This window comes from Paracoccus sp. SMMA_5_TC (assembly GCF_009696685.2).
Taxonomy (GTDB): Bacteria; Pseudomonadota; Alphaproteobacteria; order Rhodobacterales; family Rhodobacteraceae; genus Paracoccus.
The window spans coordinates 1178102-1201199 of sequence record NZ_CP102355.1; the positions used below are offsets into that span (position 1 = coordinate 1178102).

Genomic DNA, 23098 nt, shown 5'->3' on the forward strand with positions numbered 1-23098 from the left:
CGCAGGACGCGGGCTTTTTCAGTTATGCCCCCCGGCTGTCCGCGCGCTCAGCGGAAATGCGCGCGGATGGCTTCGGGCAGGGCGATCATCAGCAGCAACGCGGCGGCCATCACGAAAAGCCAATGCCCCGCGATAGTAAAGAGCAGCGCCCCGATGACGCCGCCAAGGGCAAAGCATCCCAATGTCAGGCTGTGCAGCCGCAGCTTTGACAACGTCATCCTTCGCAGGCCGGGGTCATTGAGCAGCGTTGCCAGTTCGATGCCGATGTCGGTGGCCATGCCCGACACATGGGTGGTGCGCACCCGCGCATGAGAAATCAGCGTGGTGACGGCATTCTGCAACCCCATCACAAAGCTCAGCACCACGACCAGAAGCGCTTGCGACGCGGTCTCGGGCCACAGCGCAAAACCGGCCCCCATGGCCAGCAGGATCAGCGCCTGAAGCATTATCGCAAGCGCATAGATGCAGCGGATAGCGCGGCGTTCCCCGGCATGGATCAGCAAGGCGGCACCTCCCGCCCCTGCCACGAAGGCCACGACCAGCCCGCCGAAAGACAGGGCCAGGACAAGATCGCCATGGGCCAGGTGATCGGCAAAGGCCGAAATGTTCCCGGTCATGTTAGCCGTGAAGGAACCGGCGATCAGAAATCCGACCGCATTCAGGCCGCCCGCGACCAGCGACAGCAGCCCGGCCAGCGCCTGATCGATACCCTCGGTGCGATCGTCGCCGACCCGGATCAGCATTCCGTCCCCCCCCCCTGTTTCAGCTTGCCGCGCGGATGTTAGGCCGCAGGGAAACATGGGTAAAGCGGTGCCGCCCGATCGCGGAACCATGGGGCTGCTGACGGGTTGCTTCGGCATGAGCGGCGATGGTTTCAGGCAATATCCGGCCCGGGTCGCGCTGGGAAGGCGCCCCCTGGGGGTGATTGCCAGCGCCCTGACCGCTCGGCGCAACGTGCTCGAACTGATCCCCGAAATCGCGACCCGTCAGCCGATGGTGTCGGGCAAGACCGGCAAGCGCTGGCACATGGTCATGGACCCCCAGGCGCTGCGCGTGGTGCTGAAGGATCGGGTCGAGGATTATCCCAAGTCCCTTGTCACCAAGCTGATCCTCGGGCCTGCGGTCGGGCAATCGCTGTTCGTGGCCGAAGCTGCGCATTGGCGCTGGCAGCGGCGGGCCGCAGCGCCGGCCTTTGCCCAGCGTCATGTCGAGGCGCTGGGCCCGGTGATGACGGCTGCGGCCGAGGCCAGCGCCCGGCGGCTGGCCGCGGCTCAGGGTCCGGTCGATGTCTTTGCCGAAACCGTCGCCGCCACCTTCGAGGTGATTTCCGAGGTGACATTTTCCGGCGACGAAGGCTTCGATCGCGACGCGGTCCATCACGCCATCGATGCCTATATTGCCGGCACCGCGCGGATTTCGGTCATGGATATCCTGGGCCTGCCGGGCTGGGTGCCTCGGCCCGGTCGGCTGCGCACCGGCGCTGACCTGCGGCGGATGAAACGTGTCGCCGATCAGGCGATCCATGCCCGCGCCCGCTCTGGCCCACGCCCGGTGCCGGACCTGCTGGATCTGCTGCGCGCCGGTGTCGATCCCGAAACCGGGCGTCGGATGAGCGCGGCCGAGCTGCGCGACAACCTGCTGACCTTCATCGTCGCCGGACATGAGACCACGGCCCTGACCCTGGCCTGGGCGCTTTACCTGCTGGCCTTCGATCCGGGGGTCCAGCACCGCGCCGCCATCGAGGCGGACGCGGTGCTGGGCGGTCGCGCCGCGACCGCCGCCGACCTGCACCGCCTGCCCTATATCCGTCAGATCGTCGAGGAGGCGCTGCGCCTTTATCCGCCGGCGGCCCTGCTGTCGCGGACTGCGCTGCGCCAGGACGAGCTGGGTGGCCGCCAGATCCTGCCAGGCGACACCGTGATGCTGCCTATCTATGCCTTGCATCGCCACCATCTGCTGTGGGACGATCCCGACCGCTTCGATCCCGACCGTTTCGGCCCCGGGCAAGAGCGGGATCGTTTCGCATTCCTGCCCTTTGGTGCCGGGCCACGCATCTGCATCGGCGCCAGCTTTGCCCTGCAAGAGGCGGTGATCATCCTGGCCACGTTGCTGACGCGGCTGCGCTTCGATCTGGCCGGGCCTGTGCCGCAGCCCCGCATGATCCTGACGCTGCGACCGCATGGCGGGGTGTGGCTGCGAGTCACCGCCCGCCGGGGAAATCAGGGCATGGGTTGATCCGCTCACGCTGGCGTTACAAAATCGCCGACAGAACAGCGGAGGATACCCATGACCGCCATCATCGATTTCCTGAACACCATCTTCTGGGGCTATGTGCTGATCTATGGCCTGCTGGCCGTCGGCATCTACTTCACCATCCGGCTGGGCTTCATCCAGATCCTGCATTTCCGCGAAATGATCCGCTGCGTGCTGGGGTCTGACAGCCAGGACCGCAACGGCATCTCGCCCTTTCAGGCGCTGACCGTCAGCCTGGCCAGCCGTGTCGGCACCGGCAATATCGCCGGGGTGGCGGTGGCCATCACCCTGGGCGGTCCGGGCGCAGTGTTCTGGATGTGGATGGTGGCGCTGGTCGGCATGGCCACCGCCTATGCCGAATCGACGCTGGCGCAGCTTTACAAGGAAAACGGCCCCGGCGGCATGTATCGGGGCGGCCCGGCCTATTACATCCAGAAAGGCCTGGGGCAGGGCTGGCTGGCCGGCATCTTTGCCGTCGCCCTGATCATCGCCTTTGGCCTGATCTTCAACGCAGTGCAGTCGAATTCCATCGCCGAGGCCATGGCCGGCGCCTTCGGGGTCGAAAAGTGGATCACCGGTCTTGCCATCGCGCTGCTGACGGCGGTCATCATCTTCGGGGGCATCCCCTCGATCGCGCGGGTGGCCGAATTCGTGGTGCCGTTCATGGCCGGCGCATATCTGCTGGCCGCAGCCTGGGTGCTGGTCACCAACATCACCGAGGTGCCGGCGGTGCTGGGCCATATCGTCGCCTCGGCCTTCGGCTGGACCGAGGCTGCGGGCGGTGTCGTCGGCGGCATGACCGCGGCGATGCTGAACGGGGTCAAGCGCGGGCTGTTCTCGAACGAGGCGGGGATGGGCTCGGCCCCGAACATCGCCGCCGTGGCCACGCCCGACCCGCATCACCCCTCGAGCCAGGGCTTCGTGCAGGCGCTGGGCGTGTTCATCGACACCATCCTGGTCTGCACGGCGACGGCGGTGATGATCCTGCTGTCGGGCGCGATCCCCTCGGCGGAACTGACCGGTGTGGCGCTGACCCAGGCGGCGCTGGGCGAACATTTCGGCAGCTTTGGCCAGAACTTCGTCGCCATCGCCATCTTCTTCTTTGCCTTCACCTCGATCATCGGCAATTACGCCTATGCCGAAAACGCCATCGTGTTTCTGGGCCATGGTTCCAGCGGGCCGGTCGTGGCGCTGCGGGTCGCGGTGATGGGCATGGTGGTCTGGGGCGCGATCCAGACCGTGCAGACGGTGTTCGACTTTGCCGATGCCTCGATGGGGCTGATGGCGACGATCAACCTGATCGCCATCGTGCTGCTGTCGGGCACCATCGCCCATGTCACCCGCGACTACCTGCGCCAGCGCGCCGATGGCCGCAACCCCACCTTCCACATCGACGATCACCCCGGCATTGCGCCCGGCGTCAGCCGGACCATCTGGAAATAGTGCCGTGATCACCATCTATCACAGGCCGACCTGTTCGACCTCGCGCAAGGTGTTGCAGATGATCCGCGACGCCGGGCACGAACCGCAGATCGTCGATTACGTGCAGGCGGGCTGGACGCGGGCACAACTGCTGGGCCTGTTCGCGGCGGCGGATGTGACGCCGGCCCAGGCGCTGCGCAGCAAGGGCACCGATGCCGCCGAACGTGGCCTGCTGGATGCCGATGCCGAAACCATTCTGGACCACATGGTCCAGAACCCGCTGCTGGTGGAACGGCCCATCGTCTGCGGGCCGGGCGGCGTGCGGCTGTGCCGCCCGGTCGAACTGGTGCTTGAAACGCTGACCCGCTAGGCTTTTCCCGGGCGTTCCCGCGTGCTAATCCGCGCGGGAACCGCAAGGAAAGCCGACATGTCCGACCTGACCACCCTTCGCCGATCCTACCTTGACCGCATCATCGCGGCTGCCGATCTCGACTCGCTCGAACAGGTGCGCCTGGCCGCCCTGGGCAAGAAGGGCGAAATCAGCGGCATGATGAAGGAACTGGGCCGGATGAGCCCCGAGGAGCGCCAGACCCGCGGCGCGGAACTGAACCGCCTGCGCGACGAAATCGACAGCGCGCTGCGCGCCCGCAAGCAGGGGCTCGAGGACGCGGCGCTGGACGCGCGGCTGCGCGACGAATGGCTGGACGTGACCCTGCCGGGGCGGCCGCGGCCACAGGGCACCATCCATCCCGTCAGCCAGGTGACCGAAGAGGTCACCGCCATTTTCGCCGACATGGGCTTTCGCGTCGCCGAAGGGCCGCAGATCGAATCCGACTGGTTCAATTTCGACGCGCTGAACATCCCGCCCGAACACCCCGCGCGCCAGGAACATGACACCTTCTTCATGGCCCGGGCCGAGGGCGACCCGCGCCCGCCGCATGTGCTGCGCACCCACACCAGCCCGGTGCAGATCCGCGCCATGCAGGAACAGGGCGCGCCGATCCGGGTGATCGCGCCCGGCCGCGTCTATCGCATGGACATGGACCAGACCCATACGCCGATGTTCCATCAGGTCGAGGGGCTGGCGCTGGGCCGTGACATTTCCATGGCCAATCTGAAATGGACGCTCGAGGAATTCTGCCGCGCCTTCTTCGAGGTCGATGAGGTCGAGCTGCGCTTTCGCGCCAGCCATTTCCCCTTTACCGAACCCTCGGCCGAGGTCGATATCCGCTGTTCCTGGGAAGGCGGCAAGTTGAGCATCGGCCAGGGCAATTCCTGGCTGGAGATCCTGGGTTCGGGCATGGTCCATCCCAAGGTGCTGGCGGCGGGCGGCATCGACCCCGACCAGTGGCAGGGATTTGCCTTCGGCATGGGCATCGACCGCATCGCCATGCTGAAATACGGCATCCCCGACCTGCGCGCGTTCTTCGACAGCGACCTGCGCTGGCTGCGCCATTACGGCTTTGCCGCCGGCGACGTGCCCAGCGTCGCGGCCGGCCTGTCGCGCTGATCGCGGTGCGCTGCCGGGGTGGCACCGGCGGATGACAGCGGCGCAGGCGGCGGTTAATCTGCCCCGGCGATTCCCCGCCAGTGCCAAGGGTCCGTCATGTCCAACCCCACCACCCTTACCGCCTATGCCACGGCCTTTCTGGCCTCGATCAGCCTGTTCGGACTGGTCGATGCCGGGCGGCTGCGCCAGGACGCCGCCGTGGCCAGCGCCATCACCCAGGCCTATCTGCTGCCGGTCCTGTGGATCAGCGCCGCCACCTTCCTGGCGCTGATGATCATCAGCCTGTCGCGCAGCTATCTGACTCGGCCGCAGCGCTGGAACAGCGAAGCTGCCGAACGGCGGGTGCTGGAAATCGGGCTGGCGGTCGCCTGCTATTTCGGGCTGCTGGCGATGCTGAGCTATCTTCTGGCGCTGATGGCGCCGGGCTGGATCAGCGGCGCGGCGCCGGCGCTGGCCCGCCATGCGCCGTGGTTTCTGGCCGCGCCCTGCCTGGTGCTTGGGGCGCTGGCGCCGCGGCACAAGCCGGCCTGGCTGGCGGCCGGCGCGGTATTCGTGACCCTGGGGCTGGTCACCGGCTAGCCCGGTTCAGACCAGGTCCGAGCCCAGCCGGCGGCGCAGGTCGTTGTTGTCGTCACGGATCATGCCGGGGATCAGGAACAGGTCGATCAGCGCCCACAGGCAGACCAACCCGATCAGCGGCCAGCCGATCAGGATGGGCGCGGTCAGCCAGCCCAGTCCCCACATCGCCAGCATCACCAGCCCGCTGACCCAGCGGCCCAGATACATCCTGTGGGCGCCAAAGCCCCACAGAAAAATCGCCAGCAGATAGGCGACAAGGGGCGATTTCGCCTCGTTCGTCACCCGCTGTTCGATCAGCAATTCGCGCTGCGTGTCCATTGGCCTCCTGCCTGGGTTCGCGTCCATGTTAATGCCCATAACATATAGGATGCGGTCGGGCACCCACAAGGGCTGCCCCGCGCGGCATCGCCGCTGCACCCTACCAATCCGCCGCGCCATGCGCTAAGGGACGCGCAAACCGACGCCCGAACCCGGAGCCACGCCATGAAATTCACCCTCTCCTGGCTCAAGGAGCATCTCGACACCACCGCGTCCCTTGACGCCATCACCGAGGCGCTGACCGATCTTGGCCTCGAGGTTGAAGGCGTGACCGACCCGGCGGGCAAGTTGCAGGCCTTTACCCTGGCCAAGGTGATCGAGGCCGCGCCGCATCCCGATGCCGACCGGCTGCGGGTGTGCAAGGTGCTGACCGACGAAGGCGAAAAGCAGATCGTCTGCGGCGCGCCCAATGCCCGCGCCGGCATCACCGTGGTGCTGGCCAAGCCCGGCGATTACGTCCCCGGCATCGACACCACCCTGGGCGTGGGCCGGATTCGCGGTGTCGAAAGCCATGGCATGATGGCCTCGGAACGCGAGCTGGAACTGTCCGACGAACACAATGGCATCATCGAGCTGCCCTCGGGCGAGGTCGGGCAGAAATTCGTCGACTGGCTGGCGGCGAACCGCCCCGAGGCGATCGATCCGGTCATCGAAATCAAGATCACCCCGAACCGCCCCGATGCGCTGGGCGTGCATGGCATCGCCCGCGACCTGGCGGCGCGCGGCCTGGGCCAGCTGAAGCCGCTGGCCGAGGTGATGGTGCCCGGCAGCTTTCCGGCGCCGGTTGCAGTCGCCATCGATCCGGCCGTGGCGGAAAAGGCGCCATTCTTTTCCGGGCGGGTGATCCGCGGCCTGCGCAATGGCCCGTCGCCGGAATGGTTGCAGAAACGGCTGGCCGCCATCGGCCTGCGGCCCATCAATGCGCTGGTCGACATCACCAATTACTTCACCTTCGATCTGAACCGGCCGCTGCATGTATTCGACGTGGCCAGGCTGCACGGCAATCTGCGCATCCGCCCCTCGGTCGCGGGCGAGGAACTGCTGGCGCTGGACGGCAAGACCTATGCCTTTGCCCCCGGCACCATGGTTATCGCCGATGACAACGGTCCCGAAAGCATTGCCGGCATCATGGGCGGCGAGGCCACGGGCTGCGACGAGACCACGACCGAGGTGTTCCTGGAAAGCGCCTATTGGGATCCCATCGCCATCGCCACCACCGGCCGGGCGCTGAAGATCAATTCCGACGCGCGCTACCGGTTCGAGCGCGGCGTCGATCCGGCCTTTACCCGCAAGGGGCTGGAGCTGGCGACCCGGATGATCCTGGACCTGTGCGGCGGCGAGGCCTCGGATGTGGTGACGGCCGGCGCGATCCCCGACACCCGCCGCAGCTATCGGCTGGACCCGGCCCGGGTCAGCAGCCTTGTCGGCATGGACATCCCCGAGGCCGAACAGCGCCGCACGCTCGAGGCGCTGGGCTTTCGGCTCGAGGGCGACCAGGCCATCGTCCCCAGCTGGCGCCCCGATGTGCTGGGCAGCGCCGATCTGGTCGAGGAGGTGGCCCGCATCGCCAGCCTGACCCGGTTGCAGGGCCAGCCGCTGCCGCGTCCGCAGGCAGGGGTGCCGCAGCCGGTGCTGACGCCTTTGCAGCGGCGCGAGGCGCTTGCCCGTCGCATGGCGGCCAGCCTGGGCTATAATGAATGTGTCACCTACAGCTTTATCGACCAGGCGGCGGCGACGCTGTTCGGCGGTGGCGGCGATGCGGTGCGGATCGAAAACCCGATCAGCAGCGAAATGACCCATATGCGCCCCGATCTGTTGCCCGGCCTGCTGGCGGCGGCGGCGCGCAACCAGGCGCGCGGCTTCATGGACCTGGCGCTGTTCGAATGTGGCCCGGTGTTTTCGGGCGGCGAGCCGGGCCAGCAGGATCTGCACCTGACCGCGATCCTGGTGGGGGCCAGCGCCGCGCGCGATCCCCATGGGTCGCGGCGCAAGGTCGACATCTATGACGCCAAGGCCGATGCCGAGGCCATCCTGCAGGCGGTCGGCGCCCCGGCCAAGGCTCAGATCAACCGCAAGCTGGACGGCTGGTGGCACCCCGGCCGGGCAGGAAATATCGCGCTGGGACCGAACACCCTGGCCAGCTTTGGCGAGATTCACCCGCGGGTGCTGCGCCATTTCGGGCTCAAGGGCACGGTCGTGGGCCTGACCTTGCGGCTGGCGGCAGTGCCGCTGCCCAAGACGCGCAGCCCTTCGCGCCCGGCGCTGCAACTGTCGGACCTGCAGGCGGTGGAACGCGACTTTGCCTTTGTCGTCGATGCCGGGGTCGAGGCGCTGACCCTGGTCAATGCCGCGGCCGGCGCCGACAAGGCGCTGATCGAGCGGGTCAGCGTGTTCGACCAGTTCACCGGGCTCGAGGGCGGCAAGAAATCCATCGCCATCACCGCCCGTTTGCAACCCCGCGACAAGACCCTGACCGACGCCGAGATCGAGGCGGTCTGCGCCCGCATCGTGGACAAGGTCGGCAAGGCCACCGGCGGCGTGCTGCGCGGCTGATGGCTGCTTGCCGACGGGATGCGCGCCTAGGCCGCGCCCACCTCGATTCCGCGCTGGACGGCCGGGCGGGCCAGGAAGCGGTCCAGATAGGCCTGGACATTGGCCATGTCGGCCATGCCGGTTTCGGCCTCGGCCTGATAGTTGACGCGGATGGTGCGCAGCCAGGGGCCGACGGCCATGTCGGCGATCGAATATTCGCCGGTGATCCAGTCGCGGCCCTGCAACTGCCGGTCCAGCACCCCCAGCAGGCGGCGGGCCTCGGCGTAATAGCGCTCGCGCGGGCGGGGGTCGTCGATCTCGCGGCCCTTGTAGCGGTGGAAATAGCCGACCTGGCCGAACATCGGACCGACCCCGCCCATCTGCCACATCAGCCACTGGATGGTGTGATAGCGCGCCGCGCCGCCGGCGGGCAGAAAGCGGCCGGTCTTGTCGCCCAGATAGATCAGCATGGCGCCGGTCTCGAACAGGCCGAAGGGGCGGCCGTCGGGTCCGTGCGGGTCGATCATCGCCGGGATCTTGTTGTTGGGGTTCAGCGACAGGAACTCGGGGGTGAACTGATCCTCGGGGTCTGAAATGCTGATGCGATGCGCGTCGTAATCCAGCCCGCATTCCTCGAGCATGACCGATGTCTTGATCCCGTTCGGGGTGTTCAGCGTGTAAAGCTGGATCACATCGGGGCGGCGCGGTGGCCAGCGGCGGGTGATCGGGAAGTCGGAAAGTTCCGTCATGGCATTTCCTTGCACAATGGCTTGCGGCCGCAGCAGGTGCTGTGGCAGCCTGCGGCCTGACTGGCGCAACAGGTTGAAAAAGGTAATCCCATGTTCAACGAGTTCAAGCAATTCATCGCCCGGGGCAATGTCATTGACCTGGCGGTGGGTATCATCATCGGCGCGGCCTTTACCGCGATTGTCAATTCACTGGTCGCCGATCTGATCAACCCGATCATCGGCCTGCTGACCGGCGGCACCGATTTCAGCGGGCATTACCTGGTGCTGAAGGGCGACGTGCCCGATGGCGCCAGCCTGAAGGCCGCGCGTGATTCCGGCGCCTCGGTCTTTGCCTATGGCGCCTTCCTGTCGGCGGTCATCAATTTCCTGATCATCGCCTGGGCGGTGTTCCTGCTGGTCAAGGCGGTGAACAAGATTCAAAGCGCCGCGCTGCGCAAGCAGCAGGCAGCCGAGGCTGCGCCCGCCGGCCCCACCCAGGAAGAGCTGCTGCTGCAAATCCGCGACGAGTTGCGCGCCCAGCGCGGCGCCTGACCGCCGGCGTTCGGCCGGCCCGGCGCGGGGACGGGCCCACCGCGCCGGAGCGTCGGGGCTCAGTTTCCGATCACGGCTTCGGGCTCGGACCAGTCCAGCCCCTGTGCCTCGGCCACCGGGGCCGAGGTCAGCGTGCCGTCATGCGTGGCCAGACCCGCGCGCAGATGCGCGTCGTCGCGCAGCGCCTGCCGCCAGCCCTTGCCGGCCAGCGCCAGCACGAAGGGCAGCGTGGCATTGCCCAGCGCCCGGGTCGAGGTCTGTGCCACCGCGCCGGGCATGTTGGCGACGCAGTAATGCATGATGCCATCGACGGCATAGACCGGATCCTGATGCGTGGTCGGGCGCGAGGTCTCGAAACAGCCCCCCTGGTCGATCGCAACATCGACCAGCGCCGACCCCGGCTTCATGCTGGCCAGTTGCGCGCGGGTGATCAGCTTGGGCGCGGCCGCGCCGGGCACCAGCACCGCGCCGATGATCATGTCGGCCATGGGCAGCAGTTCGGCCACGGCGCCGGCGGTGGCATATTGCGTGGTCAGCCGACCCATGAACACATCGTCCAGATAGCTGAGCCGCGGCACCGAACGATCCAGCACGGTGACATTGGCGCCCATGCCCACGGCGACGCGCGCCGCTGCCGTGCCGACCACGCCGCCGCCGATCACCACCACATTGGCCGGCCGCACGCCGGGAACCCCGCCCAGCAGAACGCCCGAGCCGCCATTGGCCTTTTGCAACGTCCAGGCCCCGACCTGCGGTGCCAGACGGCCGGCGACTTCGGACATCGGCGCCAGCAGCGGCAGTCCGCCACGGGCGTCGGTCACCGTCTCGTAGGCGATGGCGGTGACGCCGCTGTCCAGCAACTCGCGGGTCTGGGCGGGGTCGGGGGCCAGATGCAGATAGGTGAACAGCACCTGTCCCTTGCGCAGCATCGCCCGCTCTGCGGCCTGCGGCTCCTTGACCTTGACGATCAGCTCGGCGGATTCGAACACGGCGGCGGCATCGGGCAGGATGCGCGCCCCCACGGCCACGTAATCCTGATCGGCGAAACCGGAGCCCTGTCCGGCACCGGTCTGGATCAGCACCTCGTGACCCTGGGCGACCGCCTCGCGCGCTGCATCGGGTGTCATGCCGACGCGGAACTCCTGCGGCTTGATTTCGGTGGGACAACCGATCTTCATGAGTCTCCTCCTTGTTCCTGGGGGCATGGTGACATGGCTTGGCGCAAAATTCCTGCTTAAACTGTGGTGAAAATGCGGTTATCTTCGAACAATTGACTTTCAACGGCGCCGATGGCGCGAGGTTGTTCAGCGATGGCGGAACTGGACGCAACGGACCGCCGCATTCTGGCGGTGCTGCAACGCGACGGGCGGATGACAAATGCCGATCTGGCCGCAGAGGTGGGGCTGTCGGCCAGTGCCTGCCACCGGCGCGTGCAGCGGCTTGAAGAGATGGCAGTGATCCGCGGCTATGTCGCCTTGCTGGATGCGCGCAAGCTCGAGCGGCCGACCACGGTCTTTGTCGAAATCACCCTGTCGGGGCAGGCCGATGATCTGCTGGAGGCATTCGAGCGCGAGGTGCGCAAGATTCCCGATGTTCTGGAATGCCATCTGATGGCCGGTTCGGCCGATTACCTGCTGAAGGTGGTGGCCCAGGATACCGACGATTTCGCCCGCATCCACCGGCAGCGGCTGGCCAAGCTGCCGGGTGTGGCACAGATGCAATCGTCGTTTTCGCTGCGCACCGTCGCCCAGACCACGGCGCTGCCGGTCTAGGCGCGGTCGCGGCGGCGGGACCGGGCGGCATCGCGGCTGCGATCCGCCCGGCCGAGATGTCGGTTCAGGCGCCGATCTTGCCGCCACCCTGGCGGGTGATGGCCACCACTGCCGGGCGCACCGGCATGTCGTCGCGGAAATCGGGCCAGCGCGTCGCCAGATCCTCGTAATAGGACGGGCGGCCGAATTCGGGCCAGTCGCTGCCGCCGTCGCCGGGGTGCTGGACGGCCACGAAGAAGGTGGTCAGGTCCGGCGTCGGGCAGGGCCCGCACAGTTCCGCCCCCACCGGCACCCGATAGAAGAGCCGCGAGGTGCCGCGCGCCGCGCCTTCGGTGTCCAGCGCCCACAGCCCGTCGGTGCGGCCGGTCTTGTCGGGCGAATTGCCGTCGGTCGATACCCACAGCCGGCCGTCGCTGTCGATGGCGCAATTGTCGGGCATGCCGAACCAGCCGTCGCGGCTGGTGGCGGTCGAGAAGGTCGCGCCGACCTCGGCGACCGAGGGATCGCCGCATTTGACCAGGATTTCCCAGCGCCCGCGGGTCGCGGCCAGATCGCCGCCGTCCTCGTGGATCTCGATGATATGGCCAAAGGCGTTCTCGACCCGCGGGTTTGCGGGGTTGGCCTCCTTGCGCTTGGTGTTGTTGGTCAGCATCACATAAGCACGGCCGGATTCGGCGTCAGGCTCGATATCCTCGGGGCGGTCCATCGGCGTGGCCCCCAGCAGATCGGCGGCGCGGCGGGTCTCGATCACCACATCCGCCTGCGAGGCAAAGCCGTTTTCGGCGGTCAGCGGGCCACTGCCCTGCACCAGCGGCAGCCATTCCATGCTGCCGTCGGCGTCGAAGCGCGCCACATACAGCGTGCCGTCATCAAGCAGGTCCATGTTGGCGGCGCGGTCCTGCGGATCATAGGGACGGCTGGTCACGAACTTGTAGACATAGTCGAAACGCTCGTCATCGCCCAGATACAGCACCACCCGCCCGTCGCGGGCCAGCGCGCTTGTCGCACCCTCGTGCTTGAAGCGGCCCAGGGCGGTGCGCTTGCGCGGAACCGAGGTGGGGTCGTTCACGTCCACCTCGACGATCCAGCCGAAACGGTTTGGTTCGTTGGGATGTTTCGAGATGTCGAAGCGTTCGTCGAACCGGCCCCAGGCATAGACGCCGTCCGGCACGCCGACGCGCTTGTAGTTTTCGGCCTCGGGGTGATCGGGTGGCAGTTCGCCGATGAAATAGCCGTGGAAATTTTCTTCGGCCATCAGATAGGTGCCCCAGGGGGTGATGCCGCCGGCGCAGTTGTTGATCGTGCCCAGCACCTCGCGGCCGGTCGGGTCGGCGGCGGTCTGCATCCGGGGATGGCCGGCGGCGGGGCCGTGAATGGTCATCGGCGTGGTGGCGGTGATGCGGCGGTTCAGCTTGCCGTCCAGCACCGGTTGCCACTTGCCGGCTTCGCGCCGGATCTCGATGATGGTGCCGCCATGGGCGGCCATCTCGATGGCGACGCGTTCGGCGGTGGGTTCGGCCAGCGCCAGCTCGCCGTCCTTGACGGTGACGATACCCGGAAACATCAGATGCGGGTCGGTGTATTCGTGGTTGACCACCAGCAGTCCGCGATCGGCCGAGCCGTCCAGCGGGATGAAGCCGACGAAGTCATTGTTGTAGCCGAACTGCCGTTCCTGGGCCGCGGCGCTCTGGCGCGTGGGGTCGAATTCGGGCGCGTCGGCAAAGACCTTGTCGCCCCAGCGCAGCAGCACATCGGCATCATAGCCCTGGGCGACGTGATGATCGGCATCGACCCCGGCGGTCACTTCCGGGAAGTCGAAGGCAGAACCGCTGCCGGCGGCGCGGGCTTCGGGGGCGCCCAGCAGGGCCATGGGACTGACGGTGGCGCTGATCGCGGTCACCGCCATGGCGCCGCGCATGAAACCGCGGCGCGAGAATCGGGTGGCGATGATTTCGCCCATGGTCGGGTTTGCCGTCGGGTTCAGACCGGGGCCGTCGGCCTGCTCCAGCTGGCTGGTCGCGAAGGGCGAGTGACGGGGGGGCTGTCGGGTCATGGTGGCTCCTGCCGGGTAGGTGGGTCTTCTGCGGCGTTGCCATAAGCTGCGCGTATGACAGGGCGGTGACGGCGGCGCAGGAATTTTGCCGCCGGCTGCAACTTTCCGGTCGGCTTGCGCGTGCCATTCATGACCGCAAACGGAGACCGCGCCATGCAAAACCTGATGCTATATGCCGCCACGCTGGTGATCTTTCTGGTCATCGACATCCTGGGCATCACCCTGATGATCCGCCCCCTGTTCGAGCGTCACGTCGGCCATCTTCTGGCCGAGCCGCTGCGCATGGTCCCCGCGATGGGATTCTATGCCGCCTATGTGGTGGGGGTGCTGATCTTTGTCTCGGTTCCGGCGCTGACCGCGGGGCGGCCGTTGCAGGCCTTGGCGATGGGGGCGCTGCTGGGCCTGATGTGCTATGGCACCTACGAGATGACCAATTACGCCACCCTGCGCGACTGGTCGATCCAGCAGGTGGTGGTGGATACGCTGTGGGGCGCGGTGCTGACCGGGTTTTCCGCCTGGGCCGGTGTGGCGCTGATGCTGCAATGGCAGGGGCGCTGATCCTGGGCGCCAGCGGCGGCATCGGCGGGGCGATGCTGCGGCTGCTGGCGGCGCAGGGCTGGCAGGTCTGTGGCCTGTCGCGGTCGCGCGACGGGCTTGACGTGACCCGGCCCGACAGTCTGGCGCGGCTGGCCGAGGGGTTGCAGCCGCGCCGCTTTGACCTGATCGTGAACACGATCGGGGCGCTGACCATCGACGGCCACGGGCCCGAAAAGACCATCGCCGCGCTGGATGCCGGGGTGATGGCCCGCCAGTTCGCGGTCAATGCCATCGGCGCGGCGCTGGTGCTGCGCCATTTCAGCCCGCTGCTGCCGCGCGACCGGCGGGCGGTGCTGGCGACGCTGTCGGCGCGGGTGGGCTCGATCGGAGACAACCGGCTGGGCGGCTGGATCAGCTATCGCGCGGCCAAGGCGGCGCTGAATCAGATCGTCCGCACCGCCGCGATCGAACTGGCGCGCAGCCATCCGCAGGCGGTGGTGGTGGCGCTGCATCCGGGCACCGTGGCGACCGGGCTGAGCCGCGACTATCTGGCGCGCCACCCAGCGATCACGCCGGCGGTGTCGGCGCAGGCGCTGCTGGATGTGATGGCGCGGCTGACGCCGGATCAGACCGGCAGCTTCTGGGACTGGCGCGGCCAGCCGGTGCCCTGGTAGCGGGGCTCAGGCGCGCCCGCGCCAGATGTATTGCCCCGTCAGTGCCAGGATCCCCAACCCGGCCAGCGCCAGCACCGGCGCATTGGCCGGCGCCAGATTGGCCGCGATCACCCCGGTCAGCGCCCAGCCTACCGCCAGCGGATAGGCCCACTCCTGCGGCCGGCGCGCCTGCACCCACAGGGCCAGCGCCAGCACTGCGACCAGGGCGATCATTGCCGCCATCTGGCTTGAGACCAGCCCGTAGCCGCCCGCGACCACCGCCGTGGCCACGCCGCTGGCGGCTGTCAGCCAGCCCGCATACAGCGCGACCGGTCGGCGCTGCCACCAGACATCGTTGGTGCCGCTGCGCAGAAAGGCTGCCAGCGCCCCGGCCAGCATGGCCAGGATCATCGCCGTGGCGATCACCGGCTGGCGGTTGGCGACGGCGATCCAGAAACAGCCGATCAGCAGGCTTGCGGCCAGCGGCCCGCGCATCGCCTGCCATTCCGGATCGCGCGCCCGCCGCCACAGGCCAAAGCCGGCGCCGGCGATCAGCCAGGCATAGATCAGCCCCCAGATGGAAAACGCCCAGCCGGCCGGCTGCACCGGCCAGCGTTGCTCGACCACGGGGAACTGCTGCGGGGTAAATCCGTTGAAGCCGTCGCTGAACAGCGGCGACAGGGCAAAGCCCAGCGCCAGGGCCAGCACCAGCAGGGCGGGGAAACGGTCGGTCATCATCGCACAAGCCTTCTGGTCAGGGGCAGCGACAGCCCATAGGGCAGTGCCGCCAGCAGTTTCAGCGCCAGGCTGAGGCGGGCTGGAAAATGCACCTCGAACCCTCGGCGGTCCAGCCCGCGCAGGATATGGGCGGCGGCTTGCTCGGGCTCGAGGATGCCGGGCATTTCGAAATCGTTGCGGGCGGTCATGCGGGTGCGAACAAAGCCCGGGCAGATCAGCCGCACATCGACCGCGCCCGCCAGCTCCGCGCGCAGGCTTTCGGCCAGGTTGATGACGCCGGCCTTGGTCGCGGAATAGATCTGGCCCTGCGGCAGGCCCAGGTAACCGGCGATCGATCCGGTCAGCGCCAGTTGCCCGCGCGGTCGCAGCAGCGGCACTGACGCCTGGGCAAAGATCAGCGTGCCGGTCAGGTTCACCGTGACGATCTGTGCGGCGCGGACAGGGTCGGCCTGCATCGCCTGGCCCGGATCGTAAAGCGCCGCCAGCGTCAGCGCCCGGTCCAGAGGCTGGCCGATCCGGCCGGCAGCCTCGGCCAGGGCCGCGGCGTCGGTGGTATCGACGGGCAGGGCGGTCGCGCCCAGCTCGTCGGCCAGCCGCCGCAGCGGCTCGGGATTGCGCGCCGACAGGTATAGCCGCGCCCCGCGCCGGGCATAGGCACGCGCCACAGCCCCGCCGATGCCTTCGGATGCCCCCATGATCCAGATGGTTTCGCTCATATCCTTCCCCGACGATGGTTGACGAACAACAGCACCACCGCCAGCCCGCGCAGCGCCAGCGGCAGGGCCGCATAGAGGATCAGCAGCAGGCGCAGCGCCTCGGGGCTGTTGGGTTGGGCCGGGCGAAAGCCCGCCAGCTGAAGCAGCGGCAGCGCCAGCGCCCCGGCCAGGGCCAGCGCCGCCTTGGTCAGAAAGCCCAGCAGAGCAAAGGCGCGGGCGGCGGCATGGCGCGCGCCCGCGGCCTCGATCCGGGCGAACAGGATCGCGGGCGGCAACACCAGATCGGCCCCGAAGCAGAACCCGGTCAGCAGGCAGATGGCCAGGAATTCCGTGCCCTCGCCCGGGCCAAGCCGCAGGCAAAAGGCAAAAGCCGCCATCGACAGGATCAGAGCCGCGATCCAGACCGGCACCGCGCCCCAACGCGCCGCCAGCCATCCCGCCGCCAGCGTGCCGGGCAGCGCGGCGAGGAAATAGGTCAGCAGGAACAGCCCCGCCAGATCCGGCAGCCCCAGCAGGTCGCGCACCAGCATCAGGATCAGTGCCGCGGGCAGCGCCGCCGACAGCAGCACCGGCAACACCGCCAGGTAAAACGGGCGCAGCCTGTCCCAGGCGATGGGCGCCGGCGCTGCCATGGCCTCGGCCGCGGGTCGTGTGCGGCGATACCAGCGCGCGAATACCGGCACCGCGAACATCAACAGCACCGCCAGCAGCCCCGCCATCACTGCCAGCGCCGGCCCGCGCCCGATCCAGGGGGCCAAGGCCGCAGGCAGCACCACCGCCAGCACCAGCCCGGCCAGGCCAAAGGCCTCGCGCATGGCGCTGATGCGGGCGCGCAGCCCGGCCTCGGGCCGCCAGGCACCGCCAAGCGTCAGCAGGTTGACCGAAACCAGGCTGTGGCCCAGGCTGGCCAGCGCCATCGCCGCCGCAAACCAGGTCAGCCGTGCGCCAGCCGGCGGCAGGAACAGCGCCAGCACCCCCAGCGCCAGTGCCGCCGCCCCCAAGACCACCCAGGCAAGCCGCGCCCGCGGCCAGCGATCGCTGAGCCAGCCCGCCAGCGGATCAAGACCGGCATCCAGCAGCCGCAGCCCGGCCAGCGTCAACCCCAGCGCCGCCAGCGGCAGGCCGAGGTCGGCGGCATAGAAATCCGGCGCATGGACGTAAAGCGGCAGCCCCCCGAATGCCAGCGGCAGTGCCAGCAGCCCATAGCCTGCCATGCTGCGCGCGGTGGGCGCCGCGCCGCTAGCCATGCGCCAGCCGGTATTGGACCACATCGGTGCGCGACACGGTGAAGGCGGCGGCGCAGGCCGCCAGATAAAAGCGCCAGACGCGAATGAAGGCCTCGTCAAAGCCCATGGCCAGCACCTCGGCCCGGCGCGCATCAAAGCGCTGCAACCAGTCCCCCAGGGTGCGGGCGTAATCGGCGCCGAAGCCGAAGGCGTCCTCGATGCGCAGGCCGGCCCGTTTGGCCTCGGCGCGGAAGCGGCTGTCCGAGGGCAGCATGCCGCCGGGAAAGATGAAGCTGCGGATCATGTCGCCGCCGCTGCGATAGCGGTCGAAATAGCGATCGGCGATGGTGATGGTCTGGATCATGGCGCGGCCGCCTTCCGCCAGCAGCTCGCGCAGCTTGCGGAAATAGACCGGCCAGAACCTCTCGCCCACCGCCTCGAACATCTCGATCGACACGATATGGTCGAAGCGGCCGGTTTCGTCGCGATAATCCTGCAACGCGATTTCGGCCCCATCGCCCAGGCGGTCGCGCGCATAGCTGGCCTGGGCCTGCGACAGCGTCAGCCCCTTTGCGGCGAAATCGCCGCGTTCGAGCGCGCGGGCGGCAAATCCGCCCCAGCCGCAGCCGATTTCCAAGAGCCGCCCCGAGGGCGCGGCCAGCCCGTCCAGGATCCGGTCGTATTTGCGCCGCTGCGCCGCCGCCAGATCATCGCCCCCGGCATAAAGGGCGGATGAATAGGTCATGGTCTCGTCCAGCCACAGCCGGTAGAAATCATTGCCCAGATCGTAATGGGCGGCGATGTTGCGCCGTGCCCCGCGCCGGGTGTTGCGGTTCAGCAGATAAAGCAGCCGCACCGCCATGGCCTGCAATGGCCGGCCGTAGATATAGCGGTCCAGGACCTCTTCGTTGCGCAGGCCAAAGGTCAGCAGCGCGGTCAGGTCGGGGGTGTCGCACCAGCCGTCGCGATAGGCCTCGGTCAGGCCGATGTCGCCGCGTGCCGCCAGCGCGGTGATGGCCCGCCAGTCATGGACATGAAACTCGGCCCGCGGGCCAGGGCGGGGGGCGGAGAATTCGTGCCGGCTGCCGTCGGGCAGGCTCAGCAGGATCTGGCCGTCGCTGATCCGCTCCATTGTTTTCAGGAATTCGCTGCGCAGGCGTTGGTCAAACATGATGCGGCCTTTCCCCCGTCAGGGCCTGGGACTGAACGGTATCGAGCTGGGCGGGCTTGCGGCGATAGGGCACACCACGCGCCGCCAGCCGCAGCGCGTGCCAGTGGATCAGCACCATGACCCGCTGGCATTGCAGCGGCCGGCGCAGCGCAGCGGCCCAGAAGTTGCCCCGGTTCAGCGGTCGGGCCGCGCCGGTCATGGCGGTCTGAAGGCGCGGCCGTCCCTGATCGTCCAGCCAGTCCACCCAGGCGCCGAACCGTCCCGGTCCGGGATCAAAGCGGAACACATAGCTTCCCGCGCGCGGCAGGAAGGGCGAGACATGGAACAGCTTGCGCCCCTGTAGCCGGTCGCCGGCGGCGATCGGGCGCAGATCGTCGTGGCGGCACAGGTAAAGATGACGTTCGCCGAAGGTGTTCGACACCTCGGCCAGAACGGCGCGCAGGCCCTGATCGTCGCGCGCCAGCCAGAAGCTGACCGGGTTGAAGCCGTAGCCGCAGCTGCGCGGCAGCGTCACCAGACTGACGCGGCAGGCCCCAAGGCCCAGCGGGTCGAGTTGCGCGCGGGCGAAATCGGCCAGGCTGCGGCCGTCGCGCCAGCCATAATCGCGCGCGCGCAGGTGCCAGAGCCCAGGCCGGTCCGGGCGCAGCGGCAGCGCGCCAACTTCCAGCAGGTCCAGCGGCAGCGCGGCATAGGTCAGCCGGTAACGGAACTGGCGCGCGACATCGCCGCTGCGGCGGTGCCAGACCGCGCAGTCGATCAGCGCGCCGTGCCACAAATCGGTGCTCATGCCATGACCCCGACCGTTTCGGCCCAGGGATCGGCCCCCAGCGGCCAGTCCACTCCCAGGCTTTGGGCGACGCGCAATGCCGACAGCAGCCCGTCTTCGTGAAAACCGTAACGCGTCCAGGCGCCGCAGTAATGAATGCCGCCCCGTCCCTGAATCTGGGGCAAATCCGCCTGTGCCGCAATGGCTGCGGCGTCGAATTGCGGATGAGCCAGCCAGGTTTCGTCGTGAATGGCCTGCGGTTCGGTTTCGGGGTTCAGCGTCACGATCAGCGGTTGCGGGGTTTGCAGGTTCTGCAGCCGGTTCATCCAGTAGGACAGGCTGATCGGCTGGTCCTCGGGCAGGTTGTGATGACGGGTGACAAAGTTCCACGATGCCCAGGCGGCGCGGCGGCGCGGCATCAGCGCGGGGTCCGAATGCAGCACCACCCGGTTCAGCTGCGTGCGCAGCGCCCCCAGGATCGCGCGTTCCTGCGCGTCGGCCCGGTCCAGCAGTGCCAGCGCCTGCGGGGCGTGCGTGGCCAGGATCACCCGGTCAAAGCTTTCGACGCCGCGATCGGATACCACCTGTGGCCCCTGGGCGCCGCGCAGGATCGCCCGCACCGGACAGTTCAGCCGCACCTGCCCGCGCAACTGCCCCAGAATCGCCTGCACATAACGCCGCGAGCCGCCCGTCACCGTCAGCCATTGCGGCTGACCCTTGACCGACAGCAGCCCGTGATTGTCGAAAAAGCGCACGAAGGTGCCCGCGGGAAAGTCCATCATGTCGCGCGCGGGCGTGGACCAGATCGCGCCCGAAATCGGCAACAGGAAGCGGTCGCGGAACTCTTGCCCCAGGCGCAGCCGCCCCAGCAACTCGCCGATCGAGCCATCGTGCCGGTGATGGGCCGGCGCCTCGCGGAAAAAGCGCAGGATGTCGCGGATCAGCCGCCAGTGGCCGGCATCGACCAGGCACATCGGCTGGGCAAACATCGCGCGGGTGGAAAAGGTGCCGTACTCGTAGCTGCCCCCGCCGAAGCTTGCGGAGAATGACATGTCGCTGGGTTCCAGCGCGACGCCCAGATGATCCATCAGCGGCGCAAACAGCGGATAGGTGCGCCGGTTGCAGACGATGAAGCCCGTGTCCACATCGACGCCCAGCGCGCGCACGGTGCGGGCATGACCACCGGGTCGTGGCTCGGCCTCGAACAGGACGACATCGTGATGCGGGTCCAGAAGCCATGCGGCGCCCAGACCCGAAATGCCGCTGCCGATGATCGCGATGCGCTGGCGCCTGTGGCCGTGCATGAACATGTCTGCCCCCTTTCGTGTTGACCATAGTCACGGCTATGCCTCATGCAGGGTTGCGCATATCACGGGTTTGTGAACTCTGTGACCGCCCATGGTGATGTTGCAGCCCGCCCCCGGCTGCGGCAAGTTCGCGTCCGAAAAGCGAGGTATTGCGTCGATGACCACCCATCCGGCCGACCTGAACGACCTGCTGGGCCGAGTGGTCCTGCGTGACCGCGCCGCATTCCGCAATCTTTACGCCGCCGTTGCGCCGAAACTTTTCGGGCTGTGCCTTCGTATCCTCAAGGACAGACAAGAGGCAGAGGACGCCTTGCAGGAGGTTTTCGTCAAGATATGGCATAATGCCGACCGCTATCGGCCCGGGGTCGCCAGCCCGCAGGCCTGGTTGAACACGCTGGCGCGCAACCATGCCATCGACCTGTTGCGGGCGCGTCGGCCGGGCGGGGGGGATCTGTCCGAGGTCGAAGCCCTCGGCGATGCCGGCCAGACCCCCGAGGAATCGGCCATTACCCGGTCCGAAGGCCGCCGCATCGATCTGTGCCTGCACGAACTGCCCCCGCCCCGGGCCGAGGCGGTGCGCCGCGCCTATGTCGAGGGCGAAAGCTATCTGGAACTGGCCGAACGCTTTGCGATCCCGGTCAATACCTTGCGCAGCTGGCTGCGCCGCAGCCTGATCCAGCTGAGGGAGTGTCTGTCGCGATGACCGATCCCGCACGCCCCGAGCCCGATCCCACCGACATCGCCACGGCCGGCGAATATGTTCTGGGCACGCTACCCCTGGCTGAACGGTTGGCGTTCCAGCAGCGGCTGCTGGTCGAACCGGCGCTGGTCGCCGAAGTCACGCGCTGGCAGGCGCATTTCGATCCGATGGCGGAAGAGGTGCGGCCGGTGACGCCGCCGGCTTCCGTCTGGCGCGGGATCGAGGCGCGGCTGTTTCCGCCCGCCGTGGGGCAGGGGCAGGCGTCGTTCTGGCGCTGGCTGGCCTTCGGATCAAGCGCGGTGGCGGCGGTCTTTGCCGCGCTGGTGTGGCTGGGCCCGGTCGCCCCGCCCGCGTCCTCGCCGCTGTGGGTGTCGGACATGGTGTCGCAGGACGGCAGCGTGCGCCTGGCCGCGATCTATGACGAGGCGCGGGGCGAGATGCGGGTTTCGGTCGGGGGCAGCGCGCCGGCCAGCGGCCGAGATTACGAATTGTGGCTGATCCAGGGCGATCGGGCGCCGATCTCGCTGGGGGTGATGCCGCATCAGGGCCAGGCTGCCATGCCCATCGATCCGGCGCTGCGGGCGCTGGTGGCCAATGCGACGCTGGCGATCACCGACGAGCCGCAGGGCGGATCGCCCGCCGGCGTGGCGACAGGCCCCATCGTCGCCGCCGCGCCGCTGCGCCGGATCTAGCGACGGGAAAGCGGGTCGCCGGTCGGTCCGGCAAGTGTTGACATCTCGCTTTGGCCGTCTGCCGCCGGGCCAGTCGGATTCCGCGCGGATGGCTGGCCAGGGGCAGCCGGATGCAGGCGCGCGGTTGACGGCGTTCGAAACTTTCTGCGAGCAATCCGGCAGCGCAAGGGCCTGCTGCCCTCATCCGGGCCTCTTGCACGTGCGGAAGGTTTCGCGATGCCCGGCGCCTGGGGGGGGGCGCCATCGCTGACCACCCGCCCGGCGGCGCCGGCCTTGTGGATTGTCTGCAGTGCTGCCGGTCCCGCCGCCGCGCCGTCCGGGCCGCCAGCAGGTCAATCGATCGGACTGCGCTGGCGTCGCCATCCTTGAACGATCCTGTCAGCTCAAGTCGCCCGGCTGAAAATCCGCGCCGGATCGCCCGCCACAAGGAAGCTTGCCTGCCGTCAGCGTCGCGCGATCGCCTTCGGCTGTGAACTAGCCGCCGGACGCGGCGACCTTCATCGCCTTCATCCGGCAGGGCAGAAATCGCCTTGGAGTCACTTTCTTCTCGACAATCCTGTCCGCCAGATCGGGACCGTTCAGGCGCAGGAATGCGGCAATGGATCGCGCATGTGCGCGCTTCGGATCCGGCGCGCGCCACCAAGAATATCGGCCAGTCTGGCGCGAGCATCATTGCTGGCTGCCGCTTCAGTGATGGCCCCGAACTGGCCGGCGCCGCTTTCCTGGAGAAACAAAGACATCTCGGTGATGGCCATGCCAACGCGCCAGGCAGCCTATCCTGCCCGCGTTCAGCGCCCCGGCAATGCGGGCAAGCATGCACGCGGCATCACGGCACGGGGGCACCCTCATGCACAGCAAGCGGCCGGCCGGCGA

24 protein-coding genes are annotated in these 23098 nt (G+C 68.1%); 12 read left to right on the forward strand and 12 right to left on the reverse strand.

The annotated features are described in order from the left end of the window. Positions 1-47: 47 nt before the first annotated feature. A complete protein-coding gene (locus tag GB880_RS05910) occupies positions 48-743 on the reverse strand; it encodes a YoaK family protein (protein WP_154494192.1) in 696 nt (231 codons plus the stop codon). A 115-nt stretch (positions 744-858) separates the two neighbouring features. Between GB880_RS05910 and GB880_RS05915 the strand changes: the two genes are divergently transcribed. The 5 genes from GB880_RS05915 (at position 859) to GB880_RS05935 (ending at position 5764) form a co-directional block, all read left to right on the forward strand. Beyond that, entirely contained in the window at positions 859-2235 is a 1377-nt protein-coding gene (locus GB880_RS05915) for a cytochrome P450 (protein ID WP_154494194.1), read from the forward strand. Positions 2236-2286: 51 nt separating this feature from the next. Continuing rightward, positions 2287-3696, forward strand: a complete 1410-nt coding sequence (locus tag GB880_RS05920) for an alanine/glycine:cation symporter family protein (RefSeq protein WP_154494191.1) — start codon at positions 2287-2289, stop codon at positions 3694-3696. A gap of 4 nt (positions 3697-3700) precedes the next feature. Further along, positions 3701-4045 carry an arsenate reductase family protein gene (locus GB880_RS05925; protein ID WP_263467356.1) on the forward strand — a complete coding sequence of 115 codons (345 nt, stop codon included), beginning with the start codon at positions 3701-3703 and terminating at the stop codon, positions 4043-4045. Between the two features lie 66 nt (positions 4046-4111). Further along, positions 4112-5185, forward strand: coding sequence for a phenylalanine--tRNA ligase subunit alpha (pheS, locus tag GB880_RS05930; RefSeq protein WP_442793773.1), 1074 nt, complete (start codon positions 4112-4114; stop codon positions 5183-5185). A gap of 96 nt (positions 5186-5281) precedes the next feature. Beyond that, positions 5282-5764 (forward strand): hypothetical protein, encoded by a 483-nt coding sequence (locus GB880_RS05935; protein WP_154494188.1) that lies wholly within the window; start codon positions 5282-5284, stop codon positions 5762-5764. Positions 5765-5770: 6 nt separating this feature from the next. Here the strand turns inward: GB880_RS05935 and GB880_RS05940 are convergent, their stop codons facing one another. Then, a complete protein-coding gene (locus tag GB880_RS05940; protein WP_154494187.1) occupies positions 5771-6082 on the reverse strand; it encodes a TM2 domain-containing protein in 312 nt (103 codons plus the stop codon). Positions 6083-6247: 165 nt separating this feature from the next. Between GB880_RS05940 and pheT the strand changes: the two genes are divergently transcribed. Continuing rightward, on the forward strand, positions 6248-8635 hold the full coding sequence (gene pheT, locus GB880_RS05945; protein ID WP_154494186.1) for a phenylalanine--tRNA ligase subunit beta: 2388 nt from the start codon (positions 6248-6250) through the stop codon (positions 8633-8635). Between the two features lie 26 nt (positions 8636-8661). Here the strand turns inward: pheT and GB880_RS05950 are convergent, their stop codons facing one another. Continuing rightward, positions 8662-9363 (reverse strand): glutathione S-transferase C-terminal domain-containing protein, encoded by a 702-nt coding sequence (locus GB880_RS05950; RefSeq protein WP_154494185.1) that lies wholly within the window; start codon positions 9361-9363, stop codon positions 8662-8664. A 90-nt stretch (positions 9364-9453) separates the two neighbouring features. Between GB880_RS05950 and mscL the strand changes: the two genes are divergently transcribed. Further along, entirely contained in the window at positions 9454-9894 is a 441-nt protein-coding gene (gene mscL / locus GB880_RS05955; RefSeq protein ID WP_154494184.1) for a large conductance mechanosensitive channel protein MscL, read from the forward strand. A gap of 59 nt (positions 9895-9953) precedes the next feature. Here the strand turns inward: mscL and ald are convergent, their stop codons facing one another. Further along, complete coding sequence (gene ald / locus GB880_RS05960) at positions 9954-11072, reverse strand: alanine dehydrogenase (protein WP_154550713.1); 1119 nt, start codon at positions 11070-11072, stop codon at positions 9954-9956. A 132-nt stretch (positions 11073-11204) separates the two neighbouring features. Between ald and GB880_RS05965 the strand changes: the two genes are divergently transcribed. Beyond that, positions 11205-11666 (forward strand): Lrp/AsnC family transcriptional regulator, encoded by a 462-nt coding sequence (locus tag GB880_RS05965; RefSeq protein WP_154494382.1) that lies wholly within the window; start codon positions 11205-11207, stop codon positions 11664-11666. Positions 11667-11730: 64 nt separating this feature from the next. Here GB880_RS05965 and GB880_RS05970 read toward each other — a convergent pair whose 3' ends face one another. Further along, entirely contained in the window at positions 11731-13719 is a 1989-nt protein-coding gene (locus GB880_RS05970) for a PhoX family protein (protein ID WP_154494381.1), read from the reverse strand. Positions 13720-13872: 153 nt separating this feature from the next. On the opposite strand from GB880_RS05970, the gene GB880_RS05975 reads away from it, so the two are divergent. Both GB880_RS05975 and GB880_RS05980 read left to right on the forward strand, forming a co-directional pair. Next, positions 13873-14277 (forward strand): DUF2177 family protein, encoded by a 405-nt coding sequence (locus GB880_RS05975; RefSeq protein WP_154494380.1) that lies wholly within the window; start codon positions 13873-13875, stop codon positions 14275-14277. Further along, positions 14262-14930 (forward strand): SDR family NAD(P)-dependent oxidoreductase, encoded by a 669-nt coding sequence (locus GB880_RS05980; RefSeq protein WP_154494379.1) that lies wholly within the window; start codon positions 14262-14264, stop codon positions 14928-14930. The genes GB880_RS05975 and GB880_RS05980 overlap by 16 nt, the downstream gene beginning before the upstream one ends. 6 nt (positions 14931-14936) lie before the next feature. On the opposite strand, the gene GB880_RS05985 is transcribed toward GB880_RS05980, so the two are convergent. Genes GB880_RS05985 through GB880_RS06010 form a run of 6 tightly spaced genes read right to left on the reverse strand, consistent with a single transcriptional unit; the run spans position 14937 to position 20836 of the window. Further along, on the reverse strand, positions 14937-15644 hold the full coding sequence (locus GB880_RS05985) for a hypothetical protein (RefSeq protein ID WP_154494378.1): 708 nt from the start codon (positions 15642-15644) through the stop codon (positions 14937-14939). Continuing rightward, entirely contained in the window at positions 15644-16363 is a 720-nt protein-coding gene (locus tag GB880_RS05990) for an SDR family NAD(P)-dependent oxidoreductase (protein WP_154494377.1), read from the reverse strand. The genes GB880_RS05985 and GB880_RS05990 overlap by 1 nt, the downstream gene beginning before the upstream one ends. Further along, positions 16360-17610 (reverse strand): MFS transporter, encoded by a 1251-nt coding sequence (locus GB880_RS05995; RefSeq protein ID WP_263467357.1) that lies wholly within the window; start codon positions 17608-17610, stop codon positions 16360-16362. Before GB880_RS05995 ends, GB880_RS05990 begins: the two co-directional genes overlap by 4 nt. Then, complete coding sequence (locus GB880_RS06000; RefSeq protein WP_154494387.1) at positions 17603-18760, reverse strand: SAM-dependent methyltransferase; 1158 nt, start codon at positions 18758-18760, stop codon at positions 17603-17605. The genes GB880_RS05995 and GB880_RS06000 overlap by 8 nt, the downstream gene beginning before the upstream one ends. After that, the gene (locus GB880_RS06005; RefSeq protein ID WP_154494388.1) at positions 18753-19547 is read right to left on the reverse strand and encodes a DUF1365 domain-containing protein; all 795 of its coding nucleotides are present in this window, start codon (positions 19545-19547) and stop codon (positions 18753-18755) included. The genes GB880_RS06000 and GB880_RS06005 overlap by 8 nt, the downstream gene beginning before the upstream one ends. Then, positions 19544-20836: an NAD(P)/FAD-dependent oxidoreductase gene (locus GB880_RS06010; RefSeq protein ID WP_229774475.1), complete on the reverse strand. Its 1293-nt coding sequence runs from the start codon at positions 20834-20836 to the stop codon at positions 19544-19546. Before GB880_RS06010 ends, GB880_RS06005 begins: the two co-directional genes overlap by 4 nt. A 154-nt stretch (positions 20837-20990) precedes the next feature. On the opposite strand from GB880_RS06010, the gene GB880_RS06015 reads away from it, so the two are divergent. Together GB880_RS06015 and GB880_RS06020 are read left to right on the forward strand one after the other, a co-directional pair. Beyond that, positions 20991-21536 (forward strand): sigma-70 family RNA polymerase sigma factor, encoded by a 546-nt coding sequence (locus GB880_RS06015; protein WP_154494389.1) that lies wholly within the window; start codon positions 20991-20993, stop codon positions 21534-21536. After that, entirely contained in the window at positions 21533-22225 is a 693-nt protein-coding gene (locus GB880_RS06020) for an anti-sigma factor (RefSeq protein WP_154494390.1), read from the forward strand. The genes GB880_RS06015 and GB880_RS06020 overlap by 4 nt, the downstream gene beginning before the upstream one ends. A gap of 578 nt (positions 22226-22803) precedes the next feature. On the opposite strand, the gene GB880_RS06025 is transcribed toward GB880_RS06020, so the two are convergent. Further along, entirely contained in the window at positions 22804-22980 is a 177-nt protein-coding gene (locus tag GB880_RS06025) for a hypothetical protein (RefSeq protein ID WP_154494391.1), read from the reverse strand. Between the last annotated feature and the right edge of the window lie 118 nt (positions 22981-23098).

What these genes read in the sequence shown, in the direction of transcription:
- GB880_RS05910 (WP_154494192.1), bottom strand. Translation starts at nt 743, where the DNA reads ATGCTGATCCGGGTCGGCGACGATCGCACCGAGGGTATCGATCAGGCG.
- GB880_RS05915 (WP_154494194.1), top strand. Translation starts at nt 859, where the DNA reads ATGAGCGGCGATGGTTTCAGGCAATATCCGGCCCGGGTCGCGCTGGGA.
- GB880_RS05920 (WP_154494191.1), top strand. Translation starts at nt 2,287, where the DNA reads ATGACCGCCATCATCGATTTCCTGAACACCATCTTCTGGGGCTATGTG.
- GB880_RS05935 (WP_154494188.1), top strand. Translation starts at nt 5,282, where the DNA reads ATGTCCAACCCCACCACCCTTACCGCCTATGCCACGGCCTTTCTGGCC.
- GB880_RS05940 (WP_154494187.1), bottom strand. Translation starts at nt 6,082, where the DNA reads ATGGACACGCAGCGCGAATTGCTGATCGAACAGCGGGTGACGAACGAG.
- pheT (WP_154494186.1), top strand. Translation starts at nt 6,248, where the DNA reads ATGAAATTCACCCTCTCCTGGCTCAAGGAGCATCTCGACACCACCGCG.
- GB880_RS05950 (WP_154494185.1), bottom strand. Translation starts at nt 9,363, where the DNA reads ATGACGGAACTTTCCGACTTCCCGATCACCCGCCGCTGGCCACCGCGC.
- mscL (WP_154494184.1), top strand. Translation starts at nt 9,454, where the DNA reads ATGTTCAACGAGTTCAAGCAATTCATCGCCCGGGGCAATGTCATTGAC.
- ald (WP_154550713.1), bottom strand. Translation starts at nt 11,072, where the DNA reads ATGAAGATCGGTTGTCCCACCGAAATCAAGCCGCAGGAGTTCCGCGTC.
- GB880_RS05965 (WP_154494382.1), top strand. Translation starts at nt 11,205, where the DNA reads ATGGCGGAACTGGACGCAACGGACCGCCGCATTCTGGCGGTGCTGCAA.
- GB880_RS05970 (WP_154494381.1), bottom strand. Translation starts at nt 13,719, where the DNA reads ATGACCCGACAGCCCCCCCGTCACTCGCCCTTCGCGACCAGCCAGCTG.
- GB880_RS05975 (WP_154494380.1), top strand. Translation starts at nt 13,873, where the DNA reads ATGCAAAACCTGATGCTATATGCCGCCACGCTGGTGATCTTTCTGGTC.
- GB880_RS05980 (WP_154494379.1), top strand. Translation starts at nt 14,262, where the DNA reads ATGGCAGGGGCGCTGATCCTGGGCGCCAGCGGCGGCATCGGCGGGGCG.
- GB880_RS05985 (WP_154494378.1), bottom strand. Translation starts at nt 15,644, where the DNA reads ATGACCGACCGTTTCCCCGCCCTGCTGGTGCTGGCCCTGGCGCTGGGC.
- GB880_RS05990 (WP_154494377.1), bottom strand. Translation starts at nt 16,363, where the DNA reads ATGAGCGAAACCATCTGGATCATGGGGGCATCCGAAGGCATCGGCGGG.
- GB880_RS05995 (WP_263467357.1), bottom strand. Translation starts at nt 17,610, where the DNA reads ATGGCTAGCGGCGCGGCGCCCACCGCGCGCAGCATGGCAGGCTATGGG.
- GB880_RS06000 (WP_154494387.1), bottom strand. Translation starts at nt 18,760, where the DNA reads ATGTTTGACCAACGCCTGCGCAGCGAATTCCTGAAAACAATGGAGCGG.
- GB880_RS06005 (WP_154494388.1), bottom strand. Translation starts at nt 19,547, where the DNA reads ATGAGCACCGATTTGTGGCACGGCGCGCTGATCGACTGCGCGGTCTGG.
- GB880_RS06010 (WP_229774475.1), bottom strand. Translation starts at nt 20,836, where the DNA reads ATGTTCATGCACGGCCACAGGCGCCAGCGCATCGCGATCATCGGCAGC.
- GB880_RS06015 (WP_154494389.1), top strand. Translation starts at nt 20,991, where the DNA reads ATGACCACCCATCCGGCCGACCTGAACGACCTGCTGGGCCGAGTGGTC.
- GB880_RS06020 (WP_154494390.1), top strand. Translation starts at nt 21,533, where the DNA reads ATGACCGATCCCGCACGCCCCGAGCCCGATCCCACCGACATCGCCACG.
- GB880_RS06025 (WP_154494391.1), bottom strand. Translation starts at nt 22,980, where the DNA reads ATGGCCATCACCGAGATGTCTTTGTTTCTCCAGGAAAGCGGCGCCGGC.